The sequence below is a fragment of the Paenibacillus anseongensis genome (assembly GCF_009757995.1).
Lineage (GTDB): Bacteria > Bacillota > Bacilli > Paenibacillales > NBRC-103111 > Paenibacillus_E > Paenibacillus_E chondroitinus.
The window spans coordinates 370,116-394,919 of the sequence record NZ_WSEM01000020.1; the positions used below are offsets into that span (position 1 = coordinate 370,116).

Genomic DNA, 24,804 nt, shown 5'->3' on the forward strand with positions numbered 1-24,804 from the left:
CCCCCTTTAGCCTTTGAGTGATCCAATCATCATGCCTTTGACAAAATGCTTTTGTATGAATGGATAGATGATTAGCACGGGCAGCGTAGACACGACAATAAGGGAAAACTTCAAAAGCTCCCGCAGGCCATCCCTTGCTGCTTGATCCGCAACGTCAGTGATCATCGACGCATCCACCTCGTTTTGCACCAAAATATCCCTTAATACCAATTGAATCGGGTACAGCTCCTGATGTTTTAAATAAAGCAGCGCGTTAAAATATTGGTTCCAATGTCCCACGGCATAAAACAAGGAAATGACAGCAATGATCGGACCTGACAAAGGAATCACGATTTTCCGCACAAACGTAAAATCACTGCATCCATCCATTTGAGCGGCTTCAAGCAATTCTTCCGGAATGGTCGTTTGGAAATACGTGCGGGCAATAATCATATTCATAACGGCAAGCGCTCCCGGAATAAGTAAAGACCACCTTGTGTCGATCATACCGAGCTCTTTCACAACCAGATAAGACGGTATCAATCCGCCTGAAAACATCATGGTGAATACAAACAAGGCCATTATGGCATTACGTGGCATAAAATCTTTTCTTGAAAGCGGATAAGCCGCAATAAGGGTAAAAAGCACATTAATCGTCGTTCCCACTACCGTATAAAAGACCGAATTCAAAAAACTCGACATAATTAAACGATGCTTAAATACAGCCTCATAACCCGCTAGCGTCGGCTCTACCGGATACAACCAGACTCTGCCGGAAATAACCGCTGTGGATGAGCTGAAGGAAGCACTGACAATGTACACCAGAGGATAAAGAATCGTAATCGTAAAAATGAATAGGATGATGTAATTCAGGATTGTAAAAAGCCTGTCATCCGCAGTTTCTTGTATGCGTCCTGTCATCGATGCACCTCCTTATTACCACAGACTCGTTTGTCCCAACTTTCTGGCTAGCCGATTGACGAGAACCAGTAGAAGCAAATTAATGACTGATTTGAACAATCCAATAGCAGATGAGTAGGAGTAATTAATGGCTGTTGATGCCAAACCAACTTTATACACGAAGGTATCAATGACCTCGGATGAGCTCATATTGAGCGGATTCTGCATCAGCAATACTTTCTCGAAGCCTATGTCCAACACATGGCCGGTGTTCATAATCAGCAAAATAACGGCAACCGGCATAATACCCGGCAAGTCAACGTGCCACATTCGCTGCACTTTATTGGCTCCATCCACAACCGCTGCCTCGTGCAGCGAAGGATCTACAGCTGCAAGCGCTGCCAAATAGATGATGCAGGAAAAACCAACATTTTGCCAAATCCCCGACCAAACAAATACGTGTGAAAACCATTCAGGTATGCCCATGAAATTGATTGCCGGCAAGCCGAAATATTTCATAATGGTTTGAACCAGGCCAACCCTCGGGTCCATCATTTGCAGAATGATACCCACCATGACAACTACGGAAATAAAATGCGGCGCGTAAGTAATCATTTGTACGGTTTTCTTAAAAAAACGAGCGTTTACGTAATTCAAGGAAAGCGCCAGAATGATCGGGAACGGGAACCCCGCAAGCAAACTGTACAGGCTGAGAACGATTGTATTTTTCATAATCCGAACAAACTCATACGAATGGAAAAAACGATCGAAATGCTTCAGGCCTACCCATTCGCTGCCCCATACCCCTTTCGTCGGGATATAATTTTTGAACGCAATCAAAGCCCCGTACATCGGCACATACTTGAATATGAGCAAATAAATAATCGGCAGCAGCATAAGCAGGTAGAGCTGCCAATGGCTGGATGCGTTCTTTTTCAGTCTAGACAAGTAATTTTCCTTTTTACCGACAGTTACAGACAATGTATGACTCTTGCTAGCGGAAACCTCCATAAATCCCTCCCTCTCTCGATGTCCATGACTCGGTATGTTTCATGCCTTTCGATATGTAGCATACAGAAAAAAGGACGGCCGGGCATTGTGCTGTTTTATACTGGCATGACTTTTTTTGTGCTGGACGCCGGCATCCGAATCGTAACCTTTGTACCCACGCCTAGCTCACTTTGTATAGAAAGGCCGTACTGTTGTCCGAACACCATTTGAATCCGGTTATGCACATTAAGCAGCCCGATGCTGCCTTCGAATGTTGGTTGTGCATCCAACAGCCTCTCCTCTTTGCTGTTCAGAAATCGTGTGTTTAATTGTAAAAGGGAATCCGCATCAATACCGCAGCCATTATCTTCTACCGTGACGTAAAGATCCTCGGCATCCTTCCAAGCGTCAATAATAATCGTGTGAGCATCCTCGATCCCTTCGGGAAATGCATGCTTGAACACGTTTTCGACCAAGGGCTGCAGTGTCAAACGGACCATACTGTCCAGCAAATAATCTGCGCTTATGCGAACATCGATTTCAAACTCGCGTTGGTTGCGGTATTTCATAATGGACATAAAATACAGAATGTGTTTAAGCTCGTTGGCAACCGTAATTTTCTCCAAATCGGTGCGTATCGAATAGCGCAACATATAGGACAGAGAGCGAACGATGTCTTTAATCTCGTTTGATTTCTGGATAACGGCATAACAAATAATAATTTCTAATGTGTTGTACAAGAAATGAGGATTAATCTGTAATTGCAGGGATTGGAATTCGGCCAGCTGCCGTTTCATTAAATTGTCCTGGTTGCGCAGCTCAGTCTCGTAAACCCGCTCGACTAGCTCTTCCAGTCGGGTAACCATCGTATTGTAGCTGGTAATAAGCTGATCCATCTCATCACGGCTTCCCGTCAGAGGTACTCGGGTCCAGTGACCTTTGGCCGTCTGACGCATCCCATTTTCCAGAAGCCGAACTGGACGAACAATCGATTGTCCGAAACGATAGGCTAGAAATAAGGCCAAAATCAAAGTAAAGATACCTACAAACAGCGTTGTTTGCCGCAGGTCTGAAATCGGTTTGCTCTGCTCAGCAACCGACATGCTGGCCACGAGGGTCCAGCCGGAATAGTCGGATTTCCGACTAAAGAAAACCCGCCCCGGTTCACCGGGCAATTCAAATATTTGGTCTTTATTGGCTTCAACCGTATTGAAATGCATACCGTCAAGCTGTTTGCCAATCCGGCTCGGGTCCGGATGATATAAAATTCTCCCTCGGTCATTCACGATAAAAAAATAGCCGGATTGACCAAGTTTTATGCCCTTCCAGAGTGTGTTCAATTCCCCAATCTTCAGTTCAAAGCCCATAATGCCTTTAAATGATTTCGATGAGGTACGGTCCGCCAATTTGCGAATGAGGGTGAGATGACCGTCCAGAAATCCGGATTCCTGAATCGTCAACTCCCCGTTGATATCATCGTTTTCCTTCATCTGTTCGATATATTCTTCAAATCCTTTGTAATTAAAAGGAACAATATGGACATTGAAATCCGTTGCCTGAAACCCGTTATAACCGACAATGTACGTCATGGATATTTCCGGGTTGTTGATGAGAACAGGTTGAAATACCCCCTTCATAGCAATTTCGGATGTATAAAAGCCGGAGGTCGAATTGGTTGGAAGATCCAACGCCTCTTTCACGACAGGAGAAATTAGAATAGAAAGCGTTGCCCGCTCGTAGCTCTTCAGGAATAAATCGGTTTCATGCAACACATTATCAACAATTTGAGTCAGCAGCCCTTCATACTGATTCTCCAATTCGTTGGACGACCGCCAATAACCGGTAACCCCCACCGTCACCAAGGTCAGCGCGATAATAATGACAAAGTACAGATAAACCTTGTGTACCAAACTGTTTTTCATTACTTAATCCCAAGCAGTGCGCGATATTCAGTAGGGGAATAGCCCGTTGCCTTTTTGAAAACTCTGGAAAAATGGGGGTAGCTTTCGTAACCGACCTCGGCTCCGATGTCAGTTATTCTGTAGTGCGGAACGGCAAGCAGTTGTTTAGCTTTGTCAATGCGTTTACGCATTCGGTATTGAACGAAGGTCTCATTCGTATTTTTCTTAAAATAATGGCTGAAATAGGTTGGCGTTATGCCTAACTTCCCAGCAACCCTATCCAACGAAAGCTCCTCCTCGAAAAGATGCTCATCGATGTACTGGATAGCCGCCTCCAAGACATTAATTCTCTCATACTTGCGGTACTCGCTCAGTCGCTGCATCCATATACCGATTTCAGCCTGAAACCATTCGTACGTAATTGTGATGACCGTGTTCTCTTCGAAAAGCGGCTTTGCCTCAATCCGGTAAGTCCCTCTGGCATTCAATTTTTTGAGAAGCAGGCTGACAGCATCGTATACCCGCTGGTACTGTTGAACGTCCGATTCACCGGCGAACAACTCCCTCTTTCCCTCTTCGAGCAGTTCACTAACCCGGATCTTGTCCAACATCCAAACCGCTTCTTCCAATTGATCAACCCACTGTTCAAAAAGGGAGAAGGAAACAAGTGCCGCGTCTCTCGTAGCGAGCAGTTTATCCAACACAGGATAAAGCTCAATTTCTGTAATAGGCTTCAGCAAATATTCCTGCACGCCGTACGACATACATTTTTGCGCATAAACAAAATCCCCGTATCCCGAAAGAACAACGACTTTGGTGAGCAGCTTTAGCTGCTGGATATTCCGGCATAACTCCAGACCGTCCATACGAGGCATCCGAATATCCGTCATCACAACGTCCGGTGGATTAGCCCTGATGCTCGATAACGCGGATACGCTGTTAGTAAACGTTTCGATCTCGCTAAACCGTTTATATTCCCCAATTAGCGTTTTGAGGCCAACCCCGATGATAGGTTCATCGTCAACAATAAAGATTCTAGCCATTCGCTTACCCCCTGCCGATAATTTCACGAATTAGCTTCATGCCTTCATTATGTTACATATGTTTTTAGCCTGAATACCCCTTAAAATCTAAACACAGTCATCAAAATCGAAAATTCCCTTCCGTTTTCATCAATAAAAAACCCCCGCCAGCCATGACAGCCAGTGAGGGGTTATAACAAATCACAATATTCTCTTTAACTTAGGTGTGCCTTCACCGTCAGATCCTCAAAAAATCTTCTTCTGCATCCTGTCATCCTTCAAAATTTCCACGGCTTCTCGGAATCGAAGGGAATGCACAATTTCCCGCTCACGGAGAAACTTCAGACTATCCTGCAGATCGACGTCATCGGTCAAATCAATCAGCCATTGGTAAGTCGTTCTAGCCTTCTCCTCGGCAGCTATATCCTCATATAAATCGGCAATAGGATCACCCTTCGCTTGTATGTAAGCAGCCGTCCACGGCACGCCTGACGCGTTCTGATAGAATGGCGCCCTATCGTGAATCACGTACTGATCGTCCATACCAGCAGCCTTAAGTTGATCAAGCGTTGCATCTTTCATGAGCTTATAAACCATTGTTGCTATCATCTCGAGATGAGCGAATTCCTCTGTCCCAATATCCGTAAGCAACCCCACGACCTTATCCGGAATCGCATAGCGCTGATTCAAATAACGCAGTGCCGCTGCCAGCTCGCCATCAGCTCCCCCATATTGCTCCAGTAGAAGCTTCGCCATCCTTGGGTCGCATTTGCTGACTCTGACCGGATACTGAAGTTTCTTCTCATATATCCACATGCTTCTTCCTCCTTCTTCAGACCTGCCATGGCCATGGCGTATCCACCCATTGCCAAGGATTTTTGCTATAGGCATGACCAAAAGGCATAAGTGGGCCGAACTCCAGCTCAAACTCCTGAACCATCGCCTTCCTTTTTTGTGCGAATTGATTGTATTGCTGGATGGCTGCGAGATCGTTCGGATGTGTATCCAAATACAGCGTTAGCTCGACCAATACGAAATCAACAGCCTGCAAGTCGTACATCATCTTGTAGTAAGATTCCGGTACTGCTGGTGGATTCATAACCATGGGCTCCCTTCTTCTATTTTGGATTCGTAAGGTCCGTATAGAGCGGGCCATAGCGTCCCTTTTTTCAAAGCTTCATATGGACTGAATTGCGGCAAACCGGGTGGTTGGAAGGCAATAAAGAGGTGCGGCGGTACATTATACAATTTCACTTGAATCGGTGGACAAGGATCAAATGGACTAATATAGGGATAGTACTTTCTGAATTGCGATTGCATACGTCTCCTCCTCTTCTCACTTGGGTACGTGAGAAATAGTCATAGCGGCAGAGAGGCCTATATGCACGTATATGCGGCACAACTTGGCCAAAATCACAGATATTCCAATATTTCCTCATGGTCAGAGGCGCTTTGAGCGCTTACAATAAGAACAATCCATGTGATACCATGACTTACACAATCTAACACCTTGGAGGAACTCACAATGATACGATCTAAACAAATCATTATTTCTGCAGCAATTCTTGTAAGCGTCACACTAAATAGCCTTATTCCCACACCACCTGCATCTGCGGCCTCGGTTTCAACAAGCAGCATGACGTTAACGCAAGGAATGACAAGCTCATCCGTGTCTGCCCTGCAAACCAATTTAAAAACACTTGGTTATTTTACATATCCAACTATCACCGGTTACTTCGGCACAATCACAGCACAAGCTGTTAAAGATTATCAAAAGGCCTATCTGTTATCTCCGACTGGCGTAGTGGATACTGCAACCCAAACCAGCATCTCCCACTCGATAAATAAACGGCTGCTGCTGGACGACGCTATGAACTTTGTGAATGTCCCCTATCTATGGGGCGGAGCGACGCCACAAGGTTTTGACTGCTCCGGCTTTATTTATTACATGTTTCAAAAGCATGGGATTCCTGCTGTTCGAACAACCTCCAAGGAGCTTTACAACACAGGCTCAGCCGTAAGTCAGGCTAATTTGCAGCCTGGTGACCTGGTGTTCTTCGCTATAGCATCCCCGGGCGTTATTGACCATGTAGGCTTCTATTTGGGGAACGGGCAATTCCTATCTGCCACACGGTCAGCAGGCATTTACCCGCAAAGTCTGACAAGCTCATATTGGGGTCCTAAGTATATGGGAGCTAAGCGCGTATATTAATTTTTCACTCGCTGGTAGCAAACTAAGTGTGCATGAGACGGCTTTTTTTGACTCTCAGACGGCGAGGGCTCTTTTCCGACTGCTTACCCTAACCGAAACGGCCTTTTCGGCCTTCCACTGCTCTTTCACGCCGATCTCCCTACGGAGACGGCTTTTTTTGACCTCTCAGACGGCGAAGGCACATTCTTGCCAATAAAAAAAGTCCCTGCTCCTGCCATAATCGGCAGCCAACAGGGACTTTCATGTTACGCAGCGCAAAACATCCACGCTTTTAATCCAACTTAATATTCAATTTCAAAAGTCCAGCCTTCCGCATCGCCTGATAGATAATGACGACCAAAGGTCCCAAGAACAACCCGGCTACGCCCAGCAGTTCAAAGCCAATGTACAAGCTTATTAAAGCGGCGAGGGCATTAATCCCTACTGCTTCGCTCAGCACCTTAGGCTCCACAATGCGGCGGAAGATTGTCAAGGCCAGGAACAGGACCAATAGTCCAATTCCCATCCCCGTATGCCCAACTAACAGCTGATAACCCAGCCATGGGATGAACACCAGCCCCGTACCAATGACAGGAACGAATTCCATAACCATTACGAGTAAAGAGATCGCTAACGGATATTCCGCTCTAAGCACCAATAAGCCTACGAAAGTGACCAAATACGTTAATATCGCCATGATGAGCTGAGCACGAATGAATCCGAAAATAGCTTCCCGCAAATACACAAGGACATTTTCCATTTTGGCTCTCGTCTGCTCCTCGAACATTGACAGGAACGCGACTCTCAATTTCGGCAAGCTGAACATGCACAGATATAAAGCGATGACGTAGACGATCATAACGATAAAGAAATTCGGAATTTTACCTGCCATATTCAGGAAAAATCCGGAAATCCCGCTCAACATGTCCGTTAACGTCGCGGTTAACGTTTCGGTGCTTCGCTCCACCCACGTTTGCACCTGAGCCGCCATTTCGGGCGACAAGGAATCATAGAACACCTGCGTTTGGCTAACGGCGTGATCGACATATTTATTGACTTCGTCCATATAATTCGGGGCTTTCCGACCCAGCTCAATGACTTCTGTCACGACATTAAATCCTATGAAATAGAACAAAGCCACCAATAGCAGCGTAAAAATGGTACTGATGATCGACGCGGCAACCAACCGATTAACCTTAATAGCTCGCATGAGCAGCAGCGTTAGAGGATCCAAAAAGATAGCTGTAACCAAAGCAAGCAGGAAAGGTAACCCTATCGTGAATAATCCATATAGGACCAGCAATCCAAGCACTATGATTAGTGTCGTCTTAAGCGACATAGGAATTCCTCCGATTATTCATTTCCAGGCTTTATAACGTTGATTTTTGTAATATGTATACGTACAATACGCAATCGATCTACCTCAGAAACTTCAAAAACATGATTGCCTGAAGCCACTCTTTTACCTTTAACCGGGGCTCCTTCCAGCTTCTTGAATAACCATCCGCCTATGGAGTCTACATCCTCGTCTTCAATCTCCAAATCGAGCATATCGTTCAAATCTTCAATGAGCACACGCCCGTCAACGGATGTATACTTATCTTTTACCTCAACTTCAGGCCGTTCGTCGATATCGAATTCGTCGTGCAGCTCGCCAACGATTTCCTCCATAATGTCCTCTAGAGTAAGAAGACCCGCGGTACCACCGTATTCATCCACAACAATCGCTAATTGCGAATGTTTTTTCTGCATGAGCTTCAAAACACGGCTTACTTCCATCGATTCCGGCACATTCAAAATAGGTCGAATGAATTCGCTAATCTCGTGCTCTACATCAGGATCAGCCGTAAACAAATCGGTAATATGTACGAATCCGACAATTCGATCCTTATCCTCGTCAGCGACGGGATACCGGGTATGCTTCGTTTCATGAACCATCCGCAGGTTCTCGATAAAGCTCATTTCCAGATACAAACAATCCATATCGGTCCGCGGCAGCATGACCTCCCTTGCTATACGCTCTGAGAATTCAAAAATGTTATCAAAAAGCACCATTTCATCCTGATCGATATGCCCGCTCTTCACGCTCTCGTCCATCAGAATGCGGATTTCTTCCTCGGTATGCGCCGCCTCATGTTCACTTGCAGGTTCGACGCCAATCCAGGACAAAAACTTATTGGCCGCGCCATTGAGCACCCAGATGATCGGACGAAACAAGCGATAGAAGTACAGCAGCGGTGCTGAGAGCCACAGGGAGGTTAACTCCGCTTTCTGAATGGCGAAAGACTTAGGCGCCAGTTCCCCCAGCACGATATGAAGGAAGGTAATGAAACCAAAGGCGAAGATGAAAGATATCGCATGCGTGTACACAGATGCTTCTAAACCTAGCGTGTGGAAGAGCGGTTCCATGATCAACTCGGAAACAGCCGGCTCCCCTACCCAACCTAAGCCTAATGAGGCTAAAGTAATTCCGAGCTGTGTAGCTGACAAATAAGTATCCAATTCCGATGTAACCTTGTCGGCATACTTTGCCTTGCTGCTGCCTTCATTGAGCAGCTGCTGAATGCGGGAATGCCGCACTTTAACAAGCGCAAATTCAGCAGCAACGAAGAAACCGTTCAGCAGAACGAGGATGATTACTAATACCAGATTAAGAACAATAGGTCCAATTTCAAAGGAAGTATGTGGCAAGTGCGGATATCTCCTTCAGATAGATGATATTAGATAATAGCTTGTCGGCTTTTGAAATCAATGGAACGATAATACGAATCGGCCACCAGCAAGTTCGGGCCGCAGCAGGAAGCTGCGCTGCAGAAGCAGTTCACCTTTTGATTCAGGGGATTATGCTCCCATCTTGCAAAAATCGTATCCAAGTGATCATCATGGATATTGCCCAGAGGCGGTTCATTCGCAAAATCGGTGACAAACACCTCGCCGGTAAATGTGCTCACATTTAAGCGGTTTCGTCCATCCGGATCGTTCCGGACCGTGACATTTGGTTCTTCGCGAAGCCTTTTAACCAGTAATCGGTCCTCTTCGAGCTCATTGCAAGCAAAAAACGGCAGTGTGCCGAATAGCATCCACATATCGCGATTCCTATTGTCCAGCAAGCGATGAATGCTGCTTCTTAACTCGTCTAGTGAAACCATGGGCAAGTGGGAAGCGAAAGAGCTCGCATACATCGGATGAACCTCATGCCGTTTGCAGCCCATTTCATCAATCAGCTTGTGAATTTGCGGAAGTTTCTCATGCGTTCGCGTGTTAATCATGGATTCCGCCGATACGTACAATCCGCCTTTGCTTAGCGCTATCGTATTGTCCACCATACGTTCATACATGCGCACCGCTGTTTCACGGCCTACCGGATGCTGGGAATTAACGAAACCGACTTGGTGGAAATCATCAGCATTCAAGTAATTAAAGGAGATATGCATAACATCTAGATACGGAGCAAGCAGTTCATATCGCTCCAAGTCGAGCGTCAAGTTCGAGTTGATTTGGGTACGAATTCCCCGCTCCCGTGCATATTTAAGGATGGGCAGCATGTAATCTTTGACAATCTTAATGTGATACGAAGGCTCTCCGCCTGTCAAACTGATTGTCTCCAAATGCTCTACCTGATCCAGCTTATTCAAAATAACGGGTAAGGGAATACGTGGCCCTTCCGTCATCGTTAACGAATCGCCTACCGCGCAATGCTCACAGCGCATATTGCACAGATTGGTAATCGTCAACTCTACACTAGTAAGTACGTGTTTCCCGTATTGCCGATAAGACCGAATCGGGTCCCAAGGGTCATAAGCGGGAGTTAGCTCCGGTAAAAAGGAGCGTGTTTCATTCATATTCATGCTGTTCACACCTGACCTATCATTTCCTATTCACTTGCATTTTGTTCTTATCATGCCTATACCTATGCCCTTTATTGTAACTTATGATGCGAAAAAAAGGAAACCAACTTGTCATTCGCTACGGTTTCTCCGCTGGAATCGGCGATTTCACCCGCAGCCACTTCGGTGCCCACCAGTTCGCGTTGCCAAGCAGCTTCATCAAAGCGGGAACGAGCATGACGCGAACAATCGTTGCATCAATGAGGACCGCGAGGCCAAGACCTAGACCTAGCGCCTTCATGATTTCTATATCTGTGAAGATAAACGAACCGACGACTACAACCAGAATAAAAGCAGCGCTTGTAATCAAGCTGCCTGTTTTTTTGAGCCCCTCCGCTGTACTCTTGTCATTATCTCCGCTCGCTTCATATTCCTCCATAATGCGGGAGATTAAGAAAACTTCATAATCCATCGAGATGCCGAACACCACGCAAAAAATAATAACCGGCAGCGTTGCGCTGACATAACCAATGGATGTGATATGCAGCAAATCTGCCAGATAACCGTGCTGAAACACTAAAACCACACATCCTAGGCTCGCCCCTAGACTTAGCATATTCATAAGGACAGCCTTCAGAGGCAGCAGAATGGACCGGAAGGCAATCAGAAGGACGAAATACGTAATCCCCATGACAAAAGTGAGCACGTAAGGTATTTCATCTTGAATGCGGTCGATGATATCCAGCCGGTAAGCCGGTCCGCCAGTGACGGCCACATCCAGACCCTCCCGCTCCAAGGACCGAAGTTTCCGTACAAGCCCGTCCGTCGAAGGATCATCCGGGTCATTCTCAGGCACAACAACGAGCAGCGCCGTATGTCCCTTTGCCAGCTTGGCCCCTTCGATCTGCTCTTTAACTCCTGGAGCCTTCAGCATGCCGGCTAATTCTGCATCCGTATGTTGTCCTAACGAGGTGAGGTAGCTTTGAACCTCTTTTACGCCTGAAACGCCTTTTACTTTATCGCCGTACGTCCGAACTTGACGAATTGCAGACTCTGCCCATATGTCATCACCTGTATGTACGACGATTTGGATGGGTCCCGTCATCCGAGGATCATAAGTCGTTTTAAGCAAGTCCGATCCGTAGCGCGACTCATAGTTAGGAGGCAGCACCTCGGCGTTAGGCACGCTCAACTTCATCTGACCAATGGGGGTCATCGCATAGATCAAAGCGCCCCCAACCAGAATGACAAGCAGAACCGGGCGTTTCATCACACCATAAGCCATCTTTTCCCAGAATTGGGAAGATTCCTGCTTCCGGAAGCGCTTAGGCAGCACCTGAAGCGAATTAATTCGCTTGCCGAGCACCGCCAGCAGCGCAAGCAGCATCGTGTTGGCGACAACAACAGATATGGAGACGACAATGATCCCGCCTAAACACAGGGAGCGAAAAAACGTGAGATCCACGAACAGCATGCCTAATAATCCAATCAGTACCGCAATGCCGGAGAAGAAAATAGATTTCCCGGCGGTCTGACAAGTCATTGCCACAGCTTCAGCCACATTAGGTTGAACCTTCAGTTCCTCCCGGAAACGGCTAACCAGGAACAAGGCATAATCAATGCCTACGGCTAGTCCCAACATCGTCACCATATTGGGAAGAAAATTCGATAAGGACTGATGCTGGGCGATAAAATAGGTAATCCCGAGCGTGAGAGTAACACTCATGAGTCCCACGATCATTGGCAGAAGCGCCGCGACTAACGTTCCAAAAACAATTAACAATACGATAAGCGCGATGGGCAGGCCAATGGCTTCCGATTTGGCAATATCATGTTTACTCGCTTCCTGCATGTCATGCAAAATAGCAGGTCCCCCGGTTACATAAACCTTCATGCCAGCGGGAGGTTGCACCCGTTCCTTCAACTCGGGGTATTTCTCCAGTGCCGGGTCCGTGTCCAAATCCAGCGAAACGTTCACAGCCTGAACATTTAAATGCCCTTCATTTCTAGGTGCAGCAACGAAATTCACATTTTCTACATAGGGCAGCTTTTTTAATTCACTGAGAGAATCCATGATCGCCATCTGCTGCTCTTGCTTGGTCATATCGAGGCCATCCCCTGTATAAACCAGATTGATCGTCGTAAGAGGCACACCAAGCTCATCCCGCAGTTGGATGAGACCGAGATCCGACTCGCTTCCTTTTGGCGTAAAACCATTATCTTTGAGTATGCCGGGTGTTTTCTGTGCAAATAGCGCGAAACTAAGGAACAATAGCACGCAAAGCGTAAGGACTAGCCAGCGATAACGGTGCATGGCGTATCCCCATCTCCAAAATTTCCCTTTCACCGCTGATTCTCTCACACACATCCCCCTGATCTGCAAAAAGAACCTGGGATCCCAGGTTCTTCATGTTTGTTATCTTTTATTTTATCTCAAAGTAGGGTTGGCATACCCGATTCCGTGTCGAGTTCTTCGATTTTAATTTCACCGATTTCGGAAATGAGGATGGAATGCTTGATGGAGAGATCGATTTCATACGGCTCTTTGAGTTCTCTGCCTGTTTCATCCTGCAGGATGCGAACGACCGGCCTCTGTGGAACCGTTAAGTTTAATTTGGAAACAATCCCGAATTCGCCTGTGTTCAATTTCACAGTGATGCCAAGCGGGTAGATGGCAATTTTATCGCGGAATAAAGCAATTTGACTTTGATCATACATCGTGCCTGAACCTGCAAAAAGTTGTTCCATCGCTTCATGAGGCAATAACGGCCTGCGATATACACGCGTAGTTGTCATAGCGTCGTAGGAATCCACTAAGCCGATCCATCTCGCAAACTCATTAATATCCGGACCTTGCAGACCTCGCGGATATCCGCTTCCGTTTATCCGTTCGTGATGCTGCAGAGCACAATGCGCTGACAGCAACGGGATGTTCGGTTCATCCTTCAGAATTTGAAAACCATACGTGGTATGATTTTTCATCTCCTTGAATTCATCACTAGTCAACTGAGAAGGCTTGCGCAGGATGCCTAGCGGAATTTTGGTCTTTCCAATATCATGAAGCAAAGCGCCAAGTCCAAGCGTCTCCAGCTTTTCACGGCTGTATCCATAGCTAATGCCGAGCATGATCGCATATATACTAACATTCACTGAATGCTGGAATAAATAATTATCCTTGATATTCATGTTGTTTAACATGACCATTGCACCTTGATGAGCACTGAGATCATCAATAATCATGTTCATTACATCACGGAAGTTACGTCCGATATCGTAATAGCTAACAGCTCCACGTTTGTTCGAATCTTCCATAACCTTCTTAAAGGTATGCCGAATTTCATGAATAGCTTTGCTTCGCGTTTCATCTTGAATAATATCGGCTTGAATAACGTCATCAGTCCGGGAATCTGCGATATAAATATAGTCGATACCATATGAAAATAGCCGATCGATTAGTCTCTGTGTCAGCTCAACGTTAACAGCGAGCAAAACCATACCATCTTCGTTGTAAATATTCTTTGCCAGCCTCATTCCAGGATGACACTTGTTGATCGGCATTAACAGCATGTAAGGACCCCCGAGTAGCTGAACGTTATTATCTATCTAAATGTAATAGATTTCACCTAAAAGTTCAACATAAAAAACCGCATCTTTCGACGCGGTTCGCTACTTTATTTCAAAGACTATTTACTTAAAAACATATAAAGAGCAAATACAATGGCTACTGCGAAACGATAGTAGGCAAAATAGGTCAATTTCATGTTTTGGACAAACTTAATGAAAGAAACAACCGCTAATAGAGCTACGATGAAAGCTACTACAAACCCTACTGCGAAAAATGCGAAGTCATTGGAAGAAAGAGCTTCATAGTTTTTCAAAAAGTAGACGCCGGAAGCTCCGAACATGATTGGGATCGCCATGATAAACGTAAAGTCAGCAGACGCCGCGCGGCTAACGCCGGAAAGCATCCCCCCTGCAATCGTGGAACCGGAACGAGAGAATCCTGGCCAGATTGACACAAGCTGCCATAAGCCGATAAAGAAGGCTTGGCGGTAAGTTAAGTCATCCAATACCTCAGTGCTCGGTCTCCCTTTCTTCTGCTCTGCAATAATGAGCAAAATACCGCCAAGAATAAGTCCGATTACAACCGTCGTTGAATTAAACAACTTCTCATCCACAACATCATTAAACAATACGCCGACGACTCCAGCAGGAATAATACCGATCAGAATATGCAGCAGATTCAGTTTTTTCCCGCTTCTGCTCTCGCTTTTTCTTTTCACCAAGCCAAACAGCGATAAGATTCGTTTCCAATAAATAATGACGACAGCCATAATGGCCCCAAGCTGAATCACAAAATCAAAGGTTTTCATCACTTCGTCGTTTTGCGTGTTGAGCAAACTTTGCGCCAAAATCATATGTCCTGTTGAGGATACCGGTAAAAACTCGGTCAATCCCTCTACAATCCCGATAATGATCGCTTCAAAAATAGTATGCATGGTTTCCCCCTAAAGGTAGAATTTATGGTCGGACTCCTGTCCAATTATTTATTTTACTTGGAACATGTACGATCTGACAACTTTATTGACGAAATGCGCGAATCTATCCCCTTGCATCGAAGGACATTTTGTCAATAAATCTTGCTTTGTGACTGTCTGCCATCGCCTCACGATCCGTCACTTCGCGGGCCAGCACGTCACGGATAAACTCCGGCAGCATGTAAACCACGTCTTTCCCTCGACTTAAGGATAAGTAGCCCGATCCGAACGTAAACATATCGATCGTGCCCACGACATAGTCACGGCCAAGGTCCAAGAGCTCCTCGCCTACATGCACGGCGAGGATACGTTCATTAGGCGCGCGGGAGCTGTCCCACTCGACCGTGAGACCGTCGACGCTAAGCGCGCCCAGCACTTCGCCCCGGAAGCCGAGTCCCCGAATCGGCTTCTCCATGAATTCAGGCAGCAGCGACTCCTCCAGCGCCTGCAGCAAGTCCGCGCCGCTAAGCAGCATGCGGCACGGGTTGATCGGCCCCGGGCAGATGTCCAGCAATCTGCCGCGCGTCAAGCGCCCCTCCTTCAGTCCCTGAAGGAGCTGGCCGCTGTTGACCAGCCCGATATCGGCGCTGGTCCAGCGGCGAATCCCAGCGGCAAGCAAGTTGCCGAGCGGGGATTCGCCGTACCAATCCAGGCGCAGCGGTTCCCGCAGCTGCGCCACTTCTTCGTCCAGCGCCGCTGCGCCGGCGATGCGAAAGCGGTCCAGCAGCGCGGCTACGCTGCTGTCATCTTCGCTGCCCGTCGTCATCGGGACGACGCGGCTCTGGAACTGGGCGATCCGGCGTTGCGCCGGATCGTAGGCCAGCTCGATGTGGCCGGCATACTGCCCGAACTTGCCGGCCGCAGCCAGATAGGTGCCGCTGATCAGGAGCGGCTCCTCCAGGACATGATGTGTGTGGCCGCCAAGGATCACATCGATGCCCTCGATGCCTTCCGCTAGGCGCCGATCCATCGGCAGACCGAGATGCGACATGACCACGATGAGGTCCGTGTGCGGACGCAGCTGCTCCGTGAGAGTCTTCACTGCTTCGTAAGGATCTGTCACATCCCAACCGAGCAGCTCATAATAAGCCGGATAAGCCGCTGTTACGCCGATAATTCCGATCTTCAAACCGGACTTTTCAATTATCAAAGAAGGCAGCAGCCAATCTGGCGTCAAGTGGGTTGCTCTTTCGTAAATATTACTTCCAAGAACAGGAAAACGCGCATTCTCTTTGAAAACATTTCTTAAAAAGTCCGGCGTAAACGTCAGCCCTTCGTTATTGCCAAGCACCATCGCATCATAGCCGGTTGCGTTCATAATCTCCACATTGGCAATGGCATTGGTGCCTTCTGTCTCCGGACTCATCCGGTCCATATGATCGCCAATATCCAGCGTCAACACTTGATCGGAGGGCCAGTTCCGGCGGGCTTGATTAAAATAGGCGCTAATTTTGGGCATCATCTCAAAATGGCTGTGCAAATCATTCGTATGTAAAATCAGGAGTCGTCTCATTTTTTAATTTTCAACTCATCGAGTGTTACTTTATTTTTAAATCCAAAGGTGGCTTCTTGGCCTAGTGTAGCATCATGTAGAAACCAGATATGTACAACGCTTTTGACATTGAGGCATTCACTGCTTCCATCCGGCACATACAGGCGAATCGGGTACCCCTTCTTCAAGGGTTCATCGTCTTGAGCGTAGAGAATTAGAGCTGAGTCTACTTCCGACCACGACATTAACGCCTGAAATTCATCAACGGCTTCGACCTTTACATGCGTAGGCTCGCCTTCAGCTTGTCCGCCACGACTGGTTTTCCAACTGCGGTACCAGGCTTTTAATTCAAAGGCATCCCCTGAAACGTTCGGAACACGGTCCTCAAGCGCCAATTTCATCTCCGCCAGATCAACGAGTTCTTGTACAGTAAATGTTTCATTTGTTAGATGGGGGTCTGACACTTGTATGCGTAAATCTACTTGCATCCTGACCATTCTCCTTTCATCCCATAAGCTCATTTTGCTTTTCCCAAGGCCCTATCCATTATACCATTCCTTGGTCAAAATATGATATGCTGTAAGGGAATCTCACACTAAGCATTTAGGAGCAAAATTGTGAATATAAACATCCAACTTTTCGCAGGACTTGTTGAGCTTTTCGGGACTTCCGTCCTACATATAACGATTGACCAAGATGCCATCTCCATTGAGGATCTTAGAAAACTGATCACGGATAAGAATCCGGCCGCAGCTTCACAGCTGCAAACATGTTTCTTCGCTAAAAATCAAGCTTACGCAGGCGAGACCGATTGGGTCACTTCTGCTGATGAGCTTGCTCTCATACCGCCTGTGTCCGGAGGGCAGCCCACCTTATATGAAATAACCTACGACTCGATAGATGCCGGACAAGTTGCCGCCAAAGTCAACCATCCCAATCATGGGGCTTCGCTCCTCTTCATTGGGACTACGAGAGAGATGACGCATGGGCAGCGCACAGTCCTCTTGGAGTATGAAGCCTATGTGCCTATGGCGATCAAAACAATGGAAGCAATCGGTCAAGAAATAGCCGACCGTTGGCCGGGAACGCTTAGTGCGATTACCCACCGACTGGGCAAGGTGGCGATTGCGGAAGCCAGCGTCGTGATTGCCGTTTCTTCCCCTCACCGGGAAAGCTGCTACGAAGCAAGCCGCTACGCCATAGAACGATTGAAACAAATTGTACCCATATGGAAAAAAGAAATTTGGGAAGATGGATCGGAATGGAAGGGCAGTCAAACAGGCCCCTGGAACCCGCTTCAAATAACAAATAAGGAATAGATGAAATCGGAGATGACTTACGTGGATACCTTTTTATATACGGAGCAGGAAAATGGTGTAGATACGCGTTATTCAAGACAAGTGCTGTTCTCCCCTATCGGTCTGGAAGGACAGCGCAAACTAATCGGCAGCCGTGTCGCCATCGTTGGTATGGGCGCTCTTGGTACAGTGCTTGCCAATCATATGGTGCGCGCCGGGGTTGGATATGTTCGCTTGATTGATCGCGATTTTGTAGAAGCAAGCAATTTGCAAAGGCAAATGTTGTACGACGAAGAAGATGCGGCGACAATGACTCCCAAGGCTATTGCAGCAGCCAAACGATTGCAGTTAGTCAACTCCCTGGTCACAATCGAACCTCATGTCATGGATCTCAACGCCACGAATGCTGAAGACTTGTTAGGGGATGTAGATTTAATACTAGACGGTACCGATAATTTCTCCGTCCGTTTCCTTATCAATGATGTGAGTATCAAATTGGGTATTCCCTGGATTTATGGCGGTGCTGTTGCTTCAAGAGGCGTCTCTTTGACGATTCTTCCAGGACAAACGCCATGTCTGCGTTGTTTGTTCACCCAAGCTCCCGCTGCGGGCACGACAGAAACCTGCGATACAGCAGGCGTCATAGGCGGAATTATCCATGTCGTTGCTTCGTTCCAAGCAACTGAAGCTCTTAAACTACTAGTTGGCGCTACTGAGCAGCTGAATCTCCGGATGCAGCAATGGGACCTTTGGTTCAATCAGCACTCCGCGATTAACGTGACCAGCGCCCTAAAAGCGGATTGCCCTGCCTGTGCGAGCAAGCAGTACGACTACTTGGAGACTGACATAGACAGCGACACCATTCAATCCTTATGCGGTCGTAATTCGGTTCAGATCCATCCTGTTAATCCGGCTGCCAAGCCGCTTGAATACTGGGAAGAGCGCTTGAAACCGCTAGGCTCGGTTGAGCGAAACCGGTTCCTCTTGAAATTCCAGGCTGGCCCAGATTTGTATATGGTTATTTTCCCAGATGGTCGCGTCCTTGTTCAAGGAACAGAAGATTTAATTCAAGCCAAAAGTCTTTACAGCCGTTATATAGGGATGTAGTATTACAATATACCTACACGAATATAGGACTGGGAGAGGAATTTCAATGCATATACACGTACTTCAACTAATTGTTGGTGATAAACTGATTTCCGATTCCTACAATACAAAAGGACTTCATCTTCTATCAGCAGGTACCGTGGTTGATGCGGGCGACATCTTGATGCTTAATCGCCATAATGTGGAATATGTGGATATTGCGCCGAGGGTTAACGAAAGAGAAAGTGAGCCGGCAGAATCACCGAAAGTAAAGCCGGCTCAAATTAATTCTTTTCATGATTGCATTTCTGGCATCAAAGACATATTCCACTCTGCTAAAAGCGGGGATGTTCTTTCCAACGAGATGATAGAATCCGCTTTCAATCCCTTAATTGCGAGCTTTGAGGAAGAAAATGACGTCGTTTCCTTGCTGCTTTCCTTAAACAGCCAGGATGATTACACTTTTCAGCATAGTGTACAAGTCGGTATGCTCTCCTACTATATTGCCAAATGGATGAACAAAAGTGAAAAAGAAGCTCTTACCATTGGCAAAGCCGGCTATTTGCACGATGTAGGAAAGTGTAAAATTCCACAGGAAATCTTATCTAAACCTGGCAAGCTAACGAATGACGAGTTCAATGAGATTCAAAAACATACCATCTACGGGTACGAAATCATCAAAAACTCTTTGAAGGACAACACTCTGGCGCTGGTAGCTTTACAACATCATGAGCGCTTGGACGGCAATGGCTATCCGTTACGCAAAAAAAACACGGAAATACATACTTATTCACTCATTGTTGCCGTTGCAGACGTTTATAGCGCTATGATCAGCAAGCGCGTGTACCAAGATAAGCGTGACCTCTTGTTCGTTCTTAAGGAGCTTCACCGGATGAGCTTCGGACAGCTTGATCCGAAAATCACGCAGGTATTTATTCGCAACATGATTCCTAACTTTATTGGGAAAAAAGTGTCCCTTAGCGACGGACGAGTCGGTACAATCGTATTGACCAATCCTACCGACTTTTTCCGTCCGCTAATCAAAATCAATAATCAATTCCTGGATCTTTCGCAGCTTAGAGACGTCGAAATTGCAACCATTGCAATTTAGCCGCTCTTTAGATGATTAGAGAGCTTATTGCTAGTGCAATACCGATATAGACGGCAGCCAGCAATGTACCGACGGCTACATTGCCGTCTTTTAACTGATCGGATAGCTTCACGCCAGGCGTTAACCAATCAAAAACCCAATAAGTCGCTAACAAACAGACGTAACCTACCGCAAACCACAAGCTCATGTGCCAGATCGATGAATTGCTATATGCGGCAATCGCCAGCACGATGGCAGTTGCTACAAATTTACCGCCCATTGTAATTCCGACGGCTACATTTCCTTTGTTTATTTCTTCCATATCGCGGTAGGGCGTCATTAAACTAAAGACATACATCCCCGCAAATTGCAGCAGGACTATGACAAATAAACTGATCACAATATTTAATACTATCATTCTGCCCACCCCCGGAACTTCGCCATAGATTGATCATAATTGCTGTAATCGTGAACTTCCTCTAAAATAACCTGAACTTCCTTCTTGTTTTTAAAGTTTGCATAACGATCCTCCGGGATTGGCTGTTTCACCTTTTGCCCTGTCGGCAGATCAGCCACTGCGAAATAGCGGAATTTGCCATCCAGCTCCGTTTTATAAACACCGATCAGCTTCACATCCGTCTTAATTTCAACTTTCAGTTCTGCCAAATCTTTATCAGCTTCTTCCTTGGTTTTGAACGTCTTAATCGGTTTCCATTGCGAAAGTGTCACATCGTTTTTCCCTTGGCTGTCCGTTGTCATCGTTGCCTGCATATAGCTAAGCACATAGATTTGATCACCGGTTGCAAAGTTCTGATCATTCGATATGCGCTCGTTGTTCGGCAGCAAAACCATATCTCCGTCGAGCAAATCCCCGACTTTTGCTTGCTGCACCTGATAATCCCAAGGTACATCGCCATTCATGCCGCTAACATTTGTCGCTGCCGAGCTTCCAACAGCCGGTTTGCTTAAGACAGAAGGCTTCTTATTGAACAGGCTGCTAATGCCCCAGATCATCAGAATGACGACCAGGACAATTGACGCCATCAGCCAGAATCGTCTTTGTTTCAAGGTATTTTCACTCCAATCGGTACAAATTGACTTGCATTGCCTGTAATTTTCCCGCCGGCTCGCCCTAACAGTCCACAAGGTGTTCCGTTCAATACAAACAACCCCGTTAATAAATGCCTATTTCCATGAGTAAAAGTTAACTCAGGCAAGTCAGCTCTTTGCTGATAGATACGTTTAAAAAAGACACTGGTATCAAAGCCGACTTCGTCTTTGACCTCAAGCTCCCCCTCAGCGTCGTAAAGCTCAACGGAGCCTCCTTCTCTTCCAAACATCGATTTGGACACATAATTCCCCGACAACTCTGGTAAAAAAAAGGTAGGCAGCATATAAGCAGCTATCGCTTTATGCTCATCCGCGGTGAACAACGCTGCGTTATCCGTGTGTAATCTCCAGACAATGGCTTGCAGCCCTTTGGATTGCAAGATAACCGCATGCAAAGGATTAAACAATTCGATGAATTGTTCTTCAATCGCATAAGAGAGCGCCTCTCCCCCGTCATCAACACCCATCCATTCTTTTGGATACAGCGCGAACATACGGGAAATGTTTTGTTGTTCTCCGACCTTAACGATTCCCTCGTCAATCCACAAATCCAGACAATCGACACACGTCATATTTCTCCCGCTATGAGCAACGAGCGCCTCAATTGTTCCTGTATCCTCGGCATGCTGACCATAGGCAATACATGCTGCGAAATCGGGCGCCTCAATGGCCCATGCAGCACGCACCAGGTCCTTCATCTCCGTGTTCGGGGAGGCGTAACCTTTTTGCTCACACAACCATGGTGTCGCAATTGCTGCTTCCACATAGCCGGTAGGAGTGTCTGCATTTAGCTCTAAGAGCTTGATTCCGCCCTGCTGATCCACGGTGAAATCAAATCTTGCATAACGGCTTATAGCCCCTATGTCATTCAGTTCCAGCCGATCAAGTCCATCCCAAAGCACTTCGGGAATCGAAAGCTGCTGGTATAACAACCTGTTCCCTTTCACGTAACGAACAGCTTTATCAAAGACGCGCCACAAAAAATTTGCCGCGAGAATTAGCTCTTTATAAGTTGATTGTTCCATCAGGACTAACTGATCAATCCAGTACGCTTCATCTTCCAGATTAGCCCATGTGAAGCCAAGCTCATATAGTTGTTGAACGCGATGCTCTCTATCCGGAGCTGGCGTGCCTATGACTTCGAATACCACAGTGTGTTAACCCCCTGAGCTGGAAGAGGAGCTGAAACCGCTCGATTTGCCGCCAATGCTGCCAGTTGAAGTTGATGTCGATTTCGAGCCTGAAGTTGTGCCGCTGCTCGTGCCGGAGCTGCTTACGGAACCTGTATTCCCTGTGCTTCCTACATTTCCTGTACTACCTGTACTTTTTGTACTTCCTGTAGTCCCGGATTTCGTGTTAGATGAAGATGACTTATTGGTGGTAAAGGTTCCCGTTCCGCTTGATGTCGTTGGTGCTTTGGTCGTTGATCGATTGGAGAACGAGCTTGGTTGATATGTTTTTGTCACATAAGGGGTATTAGAACGATAGTAATAAGAACGGTGGCTGCTCCCCCAGCTGCTTGAGGAATAAGGACTTGGGCTGTTGAAAATCAGATGATATAGCAGAAGATCATCCCATCCAAACCCGCTGCCTCCTCCACCATAGTTATTAACAACGATAGGGGCTGTGCCGCCTCCTGTTGAACCGCTGCCTGCCGTCGGTGTTGGAGAAGGTGATGGCGATGCTGTGCCTGCAGTCGGAGGAACAGGTAAATTCCAGTCAACGGCTGGGTCAAAATAAGCTTTCACTTCATCGGTCGACCATTCGACCAGCTTAGAAGAGGCTGTGTTCGGTGCCGGCGTCTCCGCGGCATTAACTGGCAACAGCAGCAGTTGTCCGACTAATACCAGACTTATCGAAGCTGAAAATACCTTGAGCGGTCTTTTCACTGCTTGTTCCCTCCCCCTTCAGAACCAATTGCAACCAATAGAAGCTCAAACACATTCAAATCTAAATTCAGTCTTCCTTCAATCATTTCATATTCCTTGCCGCCAATGAGCACATAATTCGCTGCATCTAAAGCCTGCATCAGCTTTTCATCCCATGGACGCTCACTAATTTTCAAAAGCTGTCCATCGGCCAATTTTTCGAAAAGTGTAATTGTCATTCGGTTTCCTCCTCCTTCATCGATGACTTCCTATTAGATAAAACGCATGAACCAGCCTTTTGTTTCATAATAGCCAAAAATAAAAAAAGCCTACCCCTAAAGGATAGACTTGAAAGCTTTAAGTTACAACACGTTTTGCTCGCAGAAATGTTTTTTTCCAGTACGCTTTATCGATATTACTGATCTGAACGCCGTTCTTCGGTTCCGGGGAGGCATGGAGCATTCTCTTGCCACCAATATAGATTCCTACATGCCCTACCTTTTTATTTGTTTTGAAGCGGCCGGGGACATAGAAAAACATCAAATCCCCTTTCCGCAAAGATTTGCGGCTAACCAAATTCCCCACACCTGCTTGTTCACGCGCCAATCTTGGAAGTTTAACGCTGTATTTACCATACACGTATTGGGTAAACGTTGAGCAATCAAATTTTCCGGTTTGAGGATAAGGCCCTGTGCCAAATTTATATTTAACCCCTTCGTACTGCTCACCTTTACTAATCAACGCATTAATGTTGATATTTTTCAGAACGGGAATAGCTTTCTCTTCGGAAGATGCCCACACTTGTAGATCGTCGTTGAGCTGTATTCCCAATGAGGCTGGGTTCGTTCCATACGTTGTGTTGTCTTTGAAAGGATCATTCGGATCGTCTGCAAATGCAAGCTCAGGGATATCCGCGCTAGGGTCAGGAGAATCTTCATTCTCAAGCTGAGCACCGTGCGAGGGATGTATGTTTAATTGATTGCCGCTAACATCATACGACATCTCGTCTTGGAATAAGTCCGCTATGGCCGAGACCGGCAAGTAGAGGGCATCGCCTTCTTTGACGAAAGGCTCTCCTACATGGATTTCTGCTCCGTCTTTCATCGCCTTTTTGGAATTGGCCGATAATTCAAAACTCGCGTCATTATCGCCGATTAGCAGCTTCTGTGCTCCTGCTTCCCACTCGGATCGAAACTTCAAAGTTTGAATGAGTTGATTGGCTGCTACATATTTGACATTGTTGATCATTTTAATGGGTAAAACAGCATCGTCATTGCCTAATTTCGTTATTCCGTTACCTGCTTGCGACAAGCTGTGCGGCATCGCTGTGCCTGCACCTGATTGTGTCACTCCGTTCGGCGTTGGTGCTGAGTGATTAGGGGCCGCATTATCCTTCCCACAAGCTGTTGTTGTCGCAAGGACGACAGCCATACTCCCGATTGCTGCAAGTTTCAGCCTTTTCCACATACCTTCACTTCTCTCCTTTAGGGACACATTATGATCCTCTATAGG

25 protein-coding genes are annotated in these 24,804 nt (G+C 46.6%); 4 read left to right on the forward strand and 21 right to left on the reverse strand.

The features are described from left to right. Positions 1-6 precede the first annotated feature (6 nt). From GON05_RS25425 to GON05_RS25455, 7 genes are all read right to left on the reverse strand, one after another. On the reverse strand, positions 7-900 hold the full coding sequence (locus GON05_RS25425; RefSeq protein WP_127458112.1) for a carbohydrate ABC transporter permease: 894 nt from the start codon (positions 898-900) through the stop codon (positions 7-9). Between the two features lie 15 nt (positions 901-915). After that, positions 916-1,890, reverse strand: coding sequence for an ABC transporter permease (locus GON05_RS25430; RefSeq protein ID WP_127458113.1), 975 nt, complete (start codon positions 1,888-1,890; stop codon positions 916-918). A gap of 95 nt (positions 1,891-1,985) precedes the next feature. Next, positions 1,986-3,791, reverse strand: coding sequence for a cache domain-containing sensor histidine kinase (locus GON05_RS25435; protein WP_157323005.1), 1,806 nt, complete (start codon positions 3,789-3,791; stop codon positions 1,986-1,988). Beyond that, positions 3,791-4,813 (reverse strand): response regulator transcription factor, encoded by a 1,023-nt coding sequence (locus GON05_RS25440; protein WP_157323007.1) that lies wholly within the window; start codon positions 4,811-4,813, stop codon positions 3,791-3,793. Before GON05_RS25440 ends, GON05_RS25435 begins: the two co-directional genes overlap by 1 nt. Before the next feature lie 225 nt (positions 4,814-5,038). Next, positions 5,039-5,608, reverse strand: coding sequence for a manganese catalase family protein (locus GON05_RS25445; RefSeq protein WP_157323009.1), 570 nt, complete (start codon positions 5,606-5,608; stop codon positions 5,039-5,041). A gap of 16 nt (positions 5,609-5,624) precedes the next feature. Further along, a complete protein-coding gene (locus GON05_RS25450) occupies positions 5,625-5,891 on the reverse strand; it encodes a spore coat protein CotJB (protein ID WP_157323011.1) in 267 nt (88 codons plus the stop codon). Further along, positions 5,888-6,112, reverse strand: a complete 225-nt coding sequence (locus GON05_RS25455; RefSeq protein WP_127458118.1) for a spore coat associated protein CotJA — start codon at positions 6,110-6,112, stop codon at positions 5,888-5,890. The genes GON05_RS25450 and GON05_RS25455 overlap by 4 nt, the downstream gene beginning before the upstream one ends. A 205-nt stretch (positions 6,113-6,317) precedes the next feature. On the opposite strand from GON05_RS25455, the gene GON05_RS25460 reads away from it, so the two are divergent. Continuing rightward, positions 6,318-7,004, forward strand: coding sequence for a C40 family peptidase (locus tag GON05_RS25460; protein WP_157323013.1), 687 nt, complete (start codon positions 6,318-6,320; stop codon positions 7,002-7,004). A 271-nt stretch (positions 7,005-7,275) separates the two neighbouring features. Here GON05_RS25460 and ytvI read toward each other — a convergent pair whose 3' ends face one another. The 8 genes from ytvI to GON05_RS25500 form a co-directional block, all read right to left on the reverse strand. After that, positions 7,276-8,322, reverse strand: a complete 1,047-nt coding sequence (ytvI, locus tag GON05_RS25465; protein WP_157323015.1) for a sporulation integral membrane protein YtvI — start codon at positions 8,320-8,322, stop codon at positions 7,276-7,278. Between the two features lie 14 nt (positions 8,323-8,336). Continuing rightward, a complete protein-coding gene (locus GON05_RS25470; protein WP_157323024.1) occupies positions 8,337-9,674 on the reverse strand; it encodes a hemolysin family protein in 1,338 nt (445 codons plus the stop codon). Between the two features lie 29 nt (positions 9,675-9,703). Continuing rightward, complete coding sequence (yfkAB, locus tag GON05_RS25475; RefSeq protein WP_157323026.1) at positions 9,704-10,831, reverse strand: radical SAM/CxCxxxxC motif protein YfkAB; 1,128 nt, start codon at positions 10,829-10,831, stop codon at positions 9,704-9,706. A gap of 118 nt (positions 10,832-10,949) precedes the next feature. Then, positions 10,950-13,178 (reverse strand): MMPL family transporter, encoded by a 2,229-nt coding sequence (locus GON05_RS25480; protein WP_157323028.1) that lies wholly within the window; start codon positions 13,176-13,178, stop codon positions 10,950-10,952. Positions 13,179-13,243: 65 nt separating this feature from the next. Beyond that, entirely contained in the window at positions 13,244-14,377 is a 1,134-nt protein-coding gene (locus GON05_RS25485; protein ID WP_157323030.1) for an HD-GYP domain-containing protein, read from the reverse strand. Between the two features lie 116 nt (positions 14,378-14,493). Continuing rightward, on the reverse strand, positions 14,494-15,309 hold the full coding sequence (locus GON05_RS25490) for an undecaprenyl-diphosphate phosphatase (protein ID WP_127458405.1): 816 nt from the start codon (positions 15,307-15,309) through the stop codon (positions 14,494-14,496). A gap of 103 nt (positions 15,310-15,412) precedes the next feature. Then, positions 15,413-16,861 (reverse strand): bifunctional metallophosphatase/5'-nucleotidase, encoded by a 1,449-nt coding sequence (locus GON05_RS25495; RefSeq protein ID WP_157323032.1) that lies wholly within the window; start codon positions 16,859-16,861, stop codon positions 15,413-15,415. After that, complete coding sequence (locus GON05_RS25500; protein ID WP_157323034.1) at positions 16,858-17,328, reverse strand: molybdopterin-binding protein; 471 nt, start codon at positions 17,326-17,328, stop codon at positions 16,858-16,860. Before GON05_RS25500 ends, GON05_RS25495 begins: the two co-directional genes overlap by 4 nt. A gap of 129 nt (positions 17,329-17,457) precedes the next feature. Between GON05_RS25500 and GON05_RS39800 the strand changes: the two genes are divergently transcribed. The 3 genes from GON05_RS39800 to GON05_RS25515 are packed head-to-tail and all read left to right on the forward strand — an operon-like array spanning position 17,458 to position 20,335. Further along, positions 17,458-18,159: a molybdenum cofactor biosynthesis protein gene (locus GON05_RS39800; protein ID WP_181646712.1), complete on the forward strand. Its 702-nt coding sequence runs from the start codon at positions 17,458-17,460 to the stop codon at positions 18,157-18,159. Positions 18,160-18,180: 21 nt separating this feature from the next. Then, the gene (locus GON05_RS25510; RefSeq protein ID WP_309492835.1) at positions 18,181-19,245 is read left to right on the forward strand and encodes a ThiF family adenylyltransferase; all 1,065 of its coding nucleotides are present in this window, start codon (positions 18,181-18,183) and stop codon (positions 19,243-19,245) included. 46 nt (positions 19,246-19,291) lie between these two features. Beyond that, on the forward strand, positions 19,292-20,335 hold the full coding sequence (locus tag GON05_RS25515) for an HD-GYP domain-containing protein (protein ID WP_157323036.1): 1,044 nt from the start codon (positions 19,292-19,294) through the stop codon (positions 20,333-20,335). A 7-nt stretch (positions 20,336-20,342) separates the two neighbouring features. Here the strand turns inward: GON05_RS25515 and GON05_RS25520 are convergent, their stop codons facing one another. The 6 genes from GON05_RS25520 to GON05_RS25545 form a co-directional block, all read right to left on the reverse strand. Continuing rightward, complete coding sequence (locus GON05_RS25520; RefSeq protein WP_127458400.1) at positions 20,343-20,732, reverse strand: DUF350 domain-containing protein; 390 nt, start codon at positions 20,730-20,732, stop codon at positions 20,343-20,345. Next, a complete protein-coding gene (locus GON05_RS25525) occupies positions 20,729-21,382 on the reverse strand; it encodes a hypothetical protein (RefSeq protein ID WP_246239422.1) in 654 nt (217 codons plus the stop codon). Before GON05_RS25525 ends, GON05_RS25520 begins: the two co-directional genes overlap by 4 nt. Further along, positions 21,379-22,575 (reverse strand): glutathionylspermidine synthase family protein, encoded by a 1,197-nt coding sequence (locus GON05_RS25530; RefSeq protein WP_181646713.1) that lies wholly within the window; start codon positions 22,573-22,575, stop codon positions 21,379-21,381. The genes GON05_RS25525 and GON05_RS25530 overlap by 4 nt, the downstream gene beginning before the upstream one ends. A gap of 6 nt (positions 22,576-22,581) precedes the next feature. Next, on the reverse strand, positions 22,582-23,313 hold the full coding sequence (locus GON05_RS25535) for a hypothetical protein (RefSeq protein ID WP_181646714.1): 732 nt from the start codon (positions 23,311-23,313) through the stop codon (positions 22,582-22,584). Beyond that, entirely contained in the window at positions 23,310-23,531 is a 222-nt protein-coding gene (locus GON05_RS25540) for a hypothetical protein (protein WP_127458397.1), read from the reverse strand. Before GON05_RS25540 ends, GON05_RS25535 begins: the two co-directional genes overlap by 4 nt. A 118-nt stretch (positions 23,532-23,649) precedes the next feature. Continuing rightward, positions 23,650-24,759: a C40 family peptidase gene (locus tag GON05_RS25545; RefSeq protein ID WP_157323038.1), complete on the reverse strand. Its 1,110-nt coding sequence runs from the start codon at positions 24,757-24,759 to the stop codon at positions 23,650-23,652. Between the last annotated feature and the right edge of the window lie 45 nt (positions 24,760-24,804).